At 40.1% G+C, this 10,215-nt stretch carries 13 protein-coding genes; 11 read left to right on the top strand and 2 right to left on the bottom strand.

The window, feature by feature from the left end:
* From CYP77_RS04170 to CYP77_RS04120, 11 genes are all read left to right on the top strand, one after another.
* Positions 1-325 (top strand): ornithine carbamoyltransferase (locus tag CYP77_RS04170; RefSeq protein WP_103599696.1); only part of this gene is annotated, 325 nt, incomplete at its 5' end.
* On the top strand, positions 322-888 hold the full coding sequence (rsmD, locus tag CYP77_RS04165; protein WP_103565903.1) for a 16S rRNA (guanine(966)-N(2))-methyltransferase RsmD: 567 nt from the start codon (positions 322-324) through the stop codon (positions 886-888). The genes CYP77_RS04170 and rsmD, both read left to right, overlap by 4 nt.
* Before the next feature lie 56 nt (positions 889-944).
* Complete coding sequence (locus CYP77_RS04160; protein ID WP_103565900.1) at positions 945-1,997, top strand: flagellar basal body P-ring protein FlgI; 1,053 nt, start codon at positions 945-947, stop codon at positions 1,995-1,997.
* Positions 1,997-2,296 carry a rod-binding protein gene (locus tag CYP77_RS04155; RefSeq protein ID WP_002942304.1) on the top strand — a complete coding sequence of 100 codons (300 nt, stop codon included), beginning with the start codon at positions 1,997-1,999 and terminating at the stop codon, positions 2,294-2,296. Before CYP77_RS04160 ends, CYP77_RS04155 begins: the two co-directional genes overlap by 1 nt.
* A 58-nt stretch (positions 2,297-2,354) precedes the next feature.
* Positions 2,355-2,558 carry a flagellar biosynthesis anti-sigma factor FlgM gene (locus tag CYP77_RS04150; RefSeq protein WP_035142326.1) on the top strand — a complete coding sequence of 68 codons (204 nt, stop codon included), beginning with the start codon at positions 2,355-2,357 and terminating at the stop codon, positions 2,556-2,558.
* A gap of 16 nt (positions 2,559-2,574) precedes the next feature.
* On the top strand, positions 2,575-3,006 hold the full coding sequence (gene flgN / locus CYP77_RS04145) for a flagellar export chaperone FlgN (protein ID WP_103565898.1): 432 nt from the start codon (positions 2,575-2,577) through the stop codon (positions 3,004-3,006).
* Positions 3,007-3,009: 3 nt separating this feature from the next.
* On the top strand, positions 3,010-4,881 hold the full coding sequence (gene flgK / locus CYP77_RS04140) for a flagellar hook-associated protein FlgK (protein WP_103565895.1): 1,872 nt from the start codon (positions 3,010-3,012) through the stop codon (positions 4,879-4,881).
* On the top strand, positions 4,878-5,645 hold the full coding sequence (locus CYP77_RS04135; RefSeq protein WP_103565892.1) for a TIGR02757 family protein: 768 nt from the start codon (positions 4,878-4,880) through the stop codon (positions 5,643-5,645). The genes flgK and CYP77_RS04135 overlap by 4 nt, the downstream gene beginning before the upstream one ends.
* Positions 5,646-5,711: 66 nt before the next feature.
* Entirely contained in the window at positions 5,712-6,248 is a 537-nt protein-coding gene (locus CYP77_RS04130; protein ID WP_002942317.1) for a superoxide dismutase family protein, read from the top strand.
* Between the two features lie 144 nt (positions 6,249-6,392).
* Positions 6,393-7,154 (top strand): TSUP family transporter, encoded by a 762-nt coding sequence (locus CYP77_RS04125; protein ID WP_103565890.1) that lies wholly within the window; start codon positions 6,393-6,395, stop codon positions 7,152-7,154.
* A gap of 65 nt (positions 7,155-7,219) precedes the next feature.
* Positions 7,220-7,903, top strand: a complete 684-nt coding sequence (locus tag CYP77_RS04120) for a F0F1 ATP synthase subunit A (RefSeq protein ID WP_002942300.1) — start codon at positions 7,220-7,222, stop codon at positions 7,901-7,903.
* 151 nt (positions 7,904-8,054) lie between these two features.
* Here the strand turns inward: CYP77_RS04120 and CYP77_RS04115 are convergent, their stop codons facing one another.
* Together CYP77_RS04115 and CYP77_RS04110 are read right to left on the bottom strand one after the other, a co-directional pair.
* On the bottom strand, positions 8,055-8,828 hold the full coding sequence (locus CYP77_RS04115; RefSeq protein ID WP_021089789.1) for a creatininase family protein: 774 nt from the start codon (positions 8,826-8,828) through the stop codon (positions 8,055-8,057).
* Positions 8,825-10,215: purine-cytosine permease family protein (locus tag CYP77_RS04110; RefSeq protein WP_258033425.1), on the bottom strand; the 1,391-nt coding region annotated here is incomplete at its 5' end. The genes CYP77_RS04115 and CYP77_RS04110, both read right to left, overlap by 4 nt.

Genomic DNA, 10,215 nt, shown 5'->3' with positions numbered 1-10,215 from the left:
CGACTGCATTTTGCTGCAAAAGACCTTGCTGCTTTTTTGTGGAAATTTAGCCGCTCATCATAAGGATTGTGATTTTGTAGTAAGTGACCGTGAGATCGTCACAAAAAAACCGCTATTTATAATAGGTAAAAACGCTCATCTTTCTCATCCATTCACAAGAGCCACTCTTCTTGACACGCTTGAGGAATTTTACTCGGCCACGCAAATTTCAAAGGCAAAAGAGCCAGATCAGATAGTAAATGAAAAGAGCTTGGAGCAAAAAGTATCACTCTTAATTGATAAATTTAAAGCCGATCTGCTTGAAATTTTAAGGGCAAATCAGTGAAGCTTTATACCAAAATTTCAAGTGGTAAATTTAAAGGCAAAAGGCTTGAGCTACCAAGTCTAAGTACGACTAGAAGCACAAAAAGCATCGTAAAAGAGTCCTTTTTTAACGTCATTAGAGATGAAATTTACTCGCTTACATTTATAGAGGGTTTTGGTGGAAGCGGCGTGATGGCAAGCGAGGCTGTTAGCAACGGAGCGCGTGAGGCTATCGCTATCGAAAAAGATAGAGCTGCTTTTAAGATCACGCAAAACAATCTTGCTAGCTTAGAGTGTGCAAATTTAAAAGCGATAAATGGCGATAGCTTTGCGCTTTTGCCTGATCTTGTAAATTCGCAAAATGGCAAGGTTTTACTCTATCTTGATCCACCATTTGACATAAGAGCTGGCTTTGATGATATCTACGAAAAGCTAGTAAATTTGATCTCGCAGCTAAAAAAAGAGAAAATTTATATGATAGTTTTTGAGCATAACAGCGACTTTAAATTTGGCGATGAAATTTCTGCATATAAGCTTATTAAATTTAAAAAATTTGGAGCCACTTCTCTCTCTTATTTTCAGTAAATTTTGGAACATCTTTTGCTTTAAAAACCTAAAATAGCTAAATTTTAGGAAAAAATATGAAAAAAATTTTATCTTTTGTAGCAGCTTCAGTGATAGCTACTTCAGCCTTTGCTACGCAGATAAAAGAGCTTGCAAACATCGTTGGCGTAAGGGACAACCAGCTAATAGGCTATGGTTTGGTCGTCGGACTAAACGGCACAGGGGACGGCTCAACGTCAAAATTTACTATCCAGTCGCTATCAAACATGCTTCAAGGCGTAAATGTCAAGATAAATCCAGACGATATCAAGTCTAAAAACGCAGCCGCTGTTATGGTGACAGCCAAGTTGCCTGCATTTGCAAGGCATGGCGATAAGCTTGACATAGAGATCTCATCTATCGGCGATGCAAAAAGCTTGCAAGGTGGCACACTTCTTATGACCCCGCTAAAAGGCGTTGATGGCGATATCTACGCTTTGGCCCAGGGGCCTCTAAGTATCGGTGGCAAGAGCGCGGGCAGAAGTGGCGGCAATCACCCAACCGTTGGCACTATCTTAAATGGTGCCCTTGTGGAGCGTGAAGTAACTTACGATATCTACAATCAAGATAGCATAAAACTAAGCCTAAAAGATACAAATTTTAAAACCGCCCTTGATATCCAAAACGCCATAAATGCAAACATCTCAGACGACACCGCAAAGGCGATCGATCCAAGAACGGTTATCGTTAAAAAGCCAGATGATGTTAGTATCATCGAGCTTGCAAGCGCTGTGCTTGATATTGATGTTGAGTATAAGCCAGATGAAAAGATCGTAGTTGATGAGAGAACTGGCACGATAGTTAGCGGTATAAACGCGGTAGTTAGTCCAGTTGTGATAACTCATGGTGCTATAACTATAAAGATAGAGCCAAACAGCTACGAAGAGGCGGCGCAAAATGATGTAAATATAGGTAGCGACACCTCAGTAGCCCCTAGTCAAAATCTACTTAAAATTTCAGGTGAGAAAACAACCGTTGCAAACGTGACAAGAGCGCTAAACAAACTTGGAGCAACACCAAGCGACATCATCTCGATACTTGAAAATTTAAAACGAGTTGGCGCGATACAAGTCGATCTGGAGATAATATAATGCAAATAGACAACACCCTAGCACTAAATTCATATAACGACATCTCAGCAAACAAGATAAAAAATGCAAATGCCAAACAAGATGCACTTTTGAAAGAGCAAACTGATGCTTTTGAAGCATTTATGGTAAAAGCTGTTCTTGATATCGCTTTAAAAGAAGATGATAAGAACTCACTCTATCCAAAAGCCGCTGGCAGCGACATTTACAGGTCTATGTATAACGACGCTATGAGCAAAGCTTTGAGTGGAAATTTAGGTTTTTCAGAACTTTTATACGATTTTTTAAAGAGAGACTCTTAAGTAAATTTATATTTTGCCGATGTAGTGATATAAACATTTTATTTTAAGAGGTATGGATATGATAACTCCTTTGAACCAAAGACCAAACTACCAGGCAAATACGCTAAATAAAAATAGCGATGCTAGAGTTGAAAATGAAAACAAAGAAGTAAAAACAAACGAAAACGCAAGAGTAAAAGAGATAGCTGATGCAATAGCAAATGGTACCTATCAGGTAGATATCTCTAAAACAGCTAAAGCTGTGGCTGATGCGTTGCTCTAAATTTAAAGGAATTTAAATGATAAAGAAGCTTTTGGACGAGGCCATAGGCGAGCTAGACGAGCTTATAAATTTAACGATGCAAGATATCGCCAACATAAAAGAGGCGAAACACTCAAGCGTTGATGAGAGCGTGAAGAAGAAAAATGCTCTCGTGCGCGCTTTTGAAGATACCAAAAGAGCTTTGGATAAAGAGCTACTAAGGGTCTCAAAAGAGAGTGGCACTACAACACTTGCAAATGTTTTAGATGATGAAGTGAAGTCAAAGTTAGTACTTATGCGTTCAAAGCTTGAAATTTTGCATAAAGTAAATAAAGAATATGCAAGACACGTCGTTGTTGTTAAAGAGTTTTTCGACTCACTTAGCAAAAAAGTCTTTGGTACTCATACTAATGAATACGGACAAGACGGCAGCGGCACAGATAATAATTTTTACAAATCAAGGGTTTAAAAAATGGCTAATATCTTTATGTCATTAGGCACAGGCGTTTCAGGGCTAAATGCAGCCCAAGTGCAAATAAGCACAACCGGAAACAACATCACAAACGCCGATAGTAACTACTACACAAGGCAGCGTGTAGTCCAGTCTGCATCTCCAGCGATGAACACAGTCCCTGGTGGCGTTGGCACAGGCACGCAAGTAGATACCGTGACAAGGCTTCACGATGAGTTTGCCTACTCAAGACTAAAATATTCATCATCAAATTTAGAAAATACAGGCTATAAACAGAGAATTTTACAAGAGGCGACAAAATACTTCCCAGATCTAAAAGATAACGGCATGGTAAAAGATATCCAAGAGTATTTTGCAGCGTGGAATAACTTTGCTTCAAACCCAGACGAGGGTGCTCAAAAGGTAAATTTGATAAACAAAGCTAGCGTTTTAACAGCTAGCATCAACCGCTCATCAAAGATGCTTTATGATATGCATACTCAGATAGATGAGACTATAAAGATAAATATAAACGAGATAAACTCACTTGGCAAGCAAATAGCAAATATCAATAAGCAAATTCAAAGAGTTGAATCTGGCGCAGACGCTGGCATCAAGATAAATGCAAACGACCTTCGTGACAAGCGCGATGAGCTAGAGCTTGCTATGTCAAAGCTAGTAAATACGGCTGTTTATAAAAGCGATCTAAAAAGCGAGTCAAGGATAGATACTGGCATAAGCGATCAAGGAAGATACTACAACCTAAATATCGGCGGTGTGAGTATTGTTGATGGTGTAAATTTTCATGAAATTTCTATGAGCTCAACCGAGAGTGGGCAATACACGAAAATTTATTATGAAAGAGAAGATGGCAGACGTATCCCTATGGAGGAGAAGATCACAAATGGCAAAATAGGCGCCGCACTTGATCTTAGAGGCCGCAACTACGAGCCAGATAATGATAAATTTAGCGATGGTATCATCCAAAAATATATCGATAACCTAAATACATTTTCAAAAACTTTAATAACTAGCACAAACAATGTCTATGCCGAGTCTGCGGTTGAAATTTCAAACTCAGATCCGATCAGCTACCTAGAAAACGATAAGACGCTGATGAACCACGACAACAGCATAAGAAACGGCAGCTTTGATGCTATCGTTTATGACAACAAGGGTAACGTCGTAGCTAAAAAGACCATCGAGATAAACGGCACAACGACTATGAATGATACAAAATACGGCAACTCTGTTGTGCAGGATTTTAACTCAAATTCAGACGATAACAACGACAACAACATGCTAAATGACGTCGATGACTTCTTTGAAGCGTCATATTTTTATGATAAAAATACGCATCAAGGCACATTTGCGCTCATACCAAAGCAAGCTCAAGGGCTTTATAGCATATCAATAGTCGATCACGGCACAAATTTTCCAGGCGTTGTTGGCATCAACAGATTTTTTTCTGGCACAAACTCAAATACAATAGGCATCAATCAAAATTTCACCCAAGATCACACAAAGCTTCGTGCCTACTCAAAGCCGATCGTCGGAAACAACGAAGTTGCAAACAAGATGATCCAGCTTCAGTACCAAAAGCAGACATTTTACTCAAGTGGCACTGCGCTTGATAGGGACGAGACAATAGAGGGATATTACCGCTATTTTACGACCGATATGGCGAGCGATACTGAGGCGAATAATACTATCCACGATACAAACACGTCTTTACAAAGGACTGCTGAAGAGGAATTTCAATCAACAAGCGGCGTAGATACCAACGAAGAGCTTACAAACTTAATCCGCTTTCAAGCGAGCTACGGCGCAGCTGCAAAGATCATCACAACCGTTGATCAGATGCTTGACACCCTTCTTTCACTAAAACAATGAGTGATATAAAGAGCCTTTTAGACGCACACGTACTTAGTAAAAATACAAATTCTGGGCTATTTGACGCCCCAGATCCTCTTCAAGTAGCTACTAAATTTAAAGAGCCAAACATAGCGCTCATTTGTGCGTTATTTGCTTATGGCAACGCAAAAATGATAGTGAAATTTCTAAATTCGCTTGAATTTAGCTTGCTTGATGAGAGCGAGCAAAATATCAAGAAAAATCTGTCAAATTTCAAATACCGCTTTCAAAATGAAAACGACGTGAGAGAAATTTTCATCACGCTTTCACGCCTGAAAAAAGAGGCTGACATAGAAGAAATTTTGTGCCAAGGTCTTGCAAAAAACGGCGACATGATAGAGGGCGTAAATGAGCTTATTAAATTTATATATGGGCTAAATTCTTACCGCTCAGATGGATATGAGTTTTTCTTTGGTAAGAGCTTTAGCAAAGAGCCTCAAAGTCCATATAAACGCTACAATATGTATCTTCGCTGGATGGTGCGAGATAGTGACATCGATCTTGGACTGTTTAAAAATTTGCCAAAAGATAGACTTTTGATGCCACTTGACGTGCATACGCATAGGGTTTCATTAAATTTAGGACTTATAAATAGAAAGAGTTACGACTTCAAAGCGGTCATGGAGCTTACAAAAAAGCTTAGAGAATTTGACGAGCTTGACCCGATAAAATACGACTTTGCGCTTTACAGGATAGGGCAGAGCAAAGAGCTAGAAACCATCGTAAAAAATCTCAAAAAATAAAAATTATTGCTAAATTTTTAAATTTAGGATAGACTTGTCATACAATTTTATCCATAAGGAGCTTGTATGAAAAAAATCGTTTTACTAAGTGCAGTTTTAGGAACTTTGCTTTTTGCTCACGAGGGTCATCACTTTGATCCAAAGGCTGGCGAGCATCTAGTCATACCTGTTAATGAGCTAAGCGAAAAGGGCGATAAGAGCGTTGGCGAAGTAGTAGCTGTTAAGACAAACTACGGCGTTGCGTTTTTTCCAAATTTAAAAGGTCTTCCTGCAGGACTTCATGGCTTTCACGTTCATCAAAATGCTGATTGTGGCGCGACTGAGAAAGGTCTAGGTATGAAAGCAGGTGGTCACTGGGATCCAGCTGAGACAAAGATGCACTCATTCGCATGGGACGATAAGGGTCATAAAGGCGATCTACCAGCACTTTACGTAGATGCCGAGGGCAATGCAAACTACCCAGTGCTAGCTCCAAAGATAAAAAATCTTGACGAGCTAAAAGGTCACTCACTAATGGTTCACGTCGGTGGCGATAACCACAGTGACCAACCAAAAGCACTTGGCGGTGGCGGCGCTAGAATGCTTTGCGGCGTTATTAAGTAATAAAGCCCCCACAAAAAGCCTTTAAATTTAACGTTTAAAGGCTTTTTTAAATTTCTCGCTCAAATTTAACTCCCATTTCTAAGATGAAATTTTAAAACTTTAAACTACAATCCGCTTTTAACTTAAATTTACAAAAGAGTAAAAATGGAATTTGACCTACTTAGCTACGTCGTCTTTTTTGTGGCTGCATTTTTGGGTGGTTTTATCGACGCGATCGCAGGTGGTGGCGGACTGATCACTCTGCCAGCTATCATGGCAATGGGCGTGCCACCTCATCTTGCCCTTGGCACAAACAAGCTTCAAGGCGTCTTTGGTAGCTTCACGGCAACGCTAAATTTCACCAAAAAAGGGCTGATTGATTACAAAGAGTGCTTTGTTGGCATAGTTTTTACATTTATTGGAGCCCTCATCGGCGCAACGCTCATTTTATTTTTAAATGCAAATTTCTTAAAAATAATCATCCCATTTTTGCTTATCGCCATCTTTATCTACACGCTTTTTATGCCAAAAATAGGCGAGAGCGACAGGGCTGCAAAGATGAATGAGAGGCTATTTTATGTCATCTTTGGGCTCATTTTGGGCTTTTATGACGGCTTTTTTGGCCCAGGAGCTGGTTCGTTTTGGATGTTTGCGATGGTGGCACTTATCGGGCTAAATTTAAAAAAGGCGGTCGCTCACACAAAGGCTTTAAATTTCACCAGCAACATCGTAGCACTTGGCGTTTTTATAGCTGGCGGGCAGATACTTTGGCTAGTTGGCTTTTTGATGGCTGTGGGGCAAATTTTAGGAGCTTATTTTGGCTCAAACTTAGTCATCAAAAAAGAGGTCAAATTTATTAGAACGATGTTTTTGATAGTTGTCGCAGCGACCATTTGTAAACTACTTTTTGACTACTTCAAAGCTTAAAATTAAAAATGTTTTAACAATAATTTTGTTACAATCACGCAAAATTCTAAATCTAAGGTAAATCAATGAAAGATTTGTTTCTATTCTCAAATTTGCTAAACCATTCACATGCCTTTGTCTATGCGTTTCACTTTTGCCTTGTAGCTTTGATCATCCTCATCGTTGCCTACATCGCAAGGAGCAAGATGCAGCTTGTACCAAGAGGCCTTCAAAACATAGTTGAGGCTTATTTAGAGGGCGTTATCTCTATGGGCAAGGATACTTTAGGCAGCGAAAAGCTAGCTAGAAAATACCTTCCACTTGTCGCAACTATCGGTTTTATCGTATTTTTCTCAAACGTCATCGGCATCATCCCTGGCTTTGAGTCACCAAGCTCAAGCTTAAATTTAACTCTAGTTTTGGCTTTGGTTGTATTTATTTACTATAACTTTGAGGGCATTAGAGAAAATGGCTTTTTCAAATACTTTGGACACTTTATGGGACCAAACAAATTTCTAGCTCCTATTATGTTTCCAGTCGAAGTCATCTCACATCTTTCACGTGTAGTTTCGCTTTCATTCCGTCTTTTTGGTAACATCAAAGGCGACGACTTGTTCTTGCTTGCGATGCTTACACTTGCACCTTGGTTTGCGCCGCTTCCAGCCTTTGCACTTCTAACACTTATGGCTGTTTTGCAAACATTTATCTTCATGATGCTAACTTATGTTTATTTAGCTGGCGCAGTCGCTATTAGCGAGCACGAGCATTAAAATTTAAAGCCATATTTTTATATGGCTTTTCTTTTTTTAAATTTCTACTATCTATCAAATTTAACTTTTAGTCAGTATTTCAAATTTTGTTTTATAAATTTTGTGAAGAATTTAGTAGTAAAAATGTGCGCCATTTCTAGCGCACATAAATTTATTTTCTGTGGTCGTATTTCCAGCCCATTTTTTCAAGCTTTTCAACGATCTCGACAACATAGTCAGTCACACAATCAAGCATCTTTTGACCTTTTTCTAGGCTAGCTTTTGTGCTATCTCCTGTTGCACCCGTCTCTGTTACCTCTTTGATATCCCAGATGATGGTGCTAAACTCGCCAAAACCGATCACATCGTGAGGCACTTGTGACTTTGCATACTCTAAATTTACAAGCTCAGGCTTAACTGCCATAGTTATAGAAGTCTCGCCCTCTCCGCCGTGGCCAAGTCCATCCCAGACGTCAAATGTACCTTTTAGTCTAGCTCCTGTGATGTTCCACCAAGCAGGGATAAAGACCAAAACAGCGTCTTTATGTCTATCTTTTACCTTTCTAGCGGCGATCTCAAGGGCAGGGATGTTGCCGTCGTGGCCATTTAGGATGATGATATGTTTTATGCCGTTATTTATAAGGCTCTCAAAAATGTCTTCAGCGATCGCTATCGTGGTTTCAAATCTAAGAGTGACTGACATAGGAAATTGGTTGTAGTGGATAGAAGTACCAAAAGGCACGCCTGGAACAACGATAGTCTTTCCAAGTCTTAGAGCTGCTCTTTTTGCGATCTCTTCAGGCACAAAAAGATCAGGGCCAAGCGGCAGGTGCCAGCCGTGGCTCTCGCAACTACCAAAGGTCGTGATAGCGCTATCTATCTCGTGTGCCTCAAATTTTTGCTTTAGCTCTCTTGCGCTAAATTCGTTTAAAACTACCTTTTTCATCTCATCTCCTTGTTAAAAATTTTATAAAATATCGGATAGATAATAATCGTAATAACTAACGCTACAAGACCTGATGGTAGGTCAAATGGAAGTGGCAAATAGTACTGGAAGATAAATCCAAGCAAAGCGCCTATGATAAATGAAATAACGCCAGCCATGTGATAGTCTGGTTCGCTGTTAAATTTAGCGATGTCGTACTTTCCTTTTTTGATGATGTAATAATCAGCTATCAGCGGACCAGCAAGAGGCGGAGCAAATGTACCAAGTATCGTGATAAATGACGCAAAGAACATTTGATAAAAGGCAAATGAGCCAAGCACAGTGCCTACTATGCCAGCAAGTAGCACTAGTTTTTTTCTATTTATGTTTAAATTTATGCTTGATAGCACTGGACCAGTATATAGCGAGTTGCAGTAGAGCTCGGCATTGTTTGTTGTCCAAAGCGATGCTGTCCAAGCTATGACACCGATGATAGCTAAAAGGGCTGACTTTGTTAGCATCCACTCTACGTAGTTAAACTGACCAACGCTTACTGCGCCGATGTAGCCAACTATGTTTAAAAGAGGGTTTGTTAGTATAAAGCAAGCTACGACACCAGCGATGACTGCTTTTACTGACTTGTTAAATCTAAATAGATCAACGCCCATAACAGCTCCTGCTATCCAGCTACCAACAACAGCTGTGATCGCATTTCCAAGCCCAAGACCTTGTATATTTTTGGTCTTTTCTAAAAATGCTGCAGCTCCGCCGCCCTCTGCTAACATCTCGTAGCCAACATAGACTGCGATGATTAAGATAACAGGGCTTATAGGGATAGCGATAGCCTCGATGGCTTTGATACCTACGTATGCTGTGATGGTAAATATAATGCCAAAGATGAAGCAAAATAAAAATACCTCAAGCGTGATCGGAGCGATATCTTTGTAGCCAAAATTTGCTGGGTCAAAGACGATGACGCCACTTGGGTTGCCTATAAATGAACCCCAAATTTGACCGACCATGCCAGTGATGCTGGCAAACCAGCCAAGTGTTAGCAGTGCCATGATGATCATTGGCAAATTTGCACCTTTTATGCCGTAAGAGTACCTAGAAACTAGAGCTAGGCTCATGCCTGTTTTTTGAGCCATTATGCCAAGTAGCGCAGTGATGATACTTAGCGAGCCCATACCTAAAATGATCGCCCAAAGGGCAGTTTGAGGTGAGACGCCAGGCTTTCCGCCAAAACCGGCTAGAACGCCACCTATGAAAAGTCCAGTAACGACGTAGCCAAAACCTACCCAAACCATTATCTGGTTAAATGTCGGGCGTCGCTCAGACATCGGAACTGGAGACAGCATGCGTTCGCCATCTTCTAAAACAACATTTTCTTTGTCGCTCATACAAGCTC

The organism is Campylobacter concisus (assembly GCF_002913865.1).
Lineage (GTDB): Bacteria > Campylobacterota > Campylobacteria > Campylobacterales > Campylobacteraceae > Campylobacter_A > Campylobacter_A concisus_AM.
This window is presented reverse-complemented; position numbering and strand designations above follow the sequence as displayed.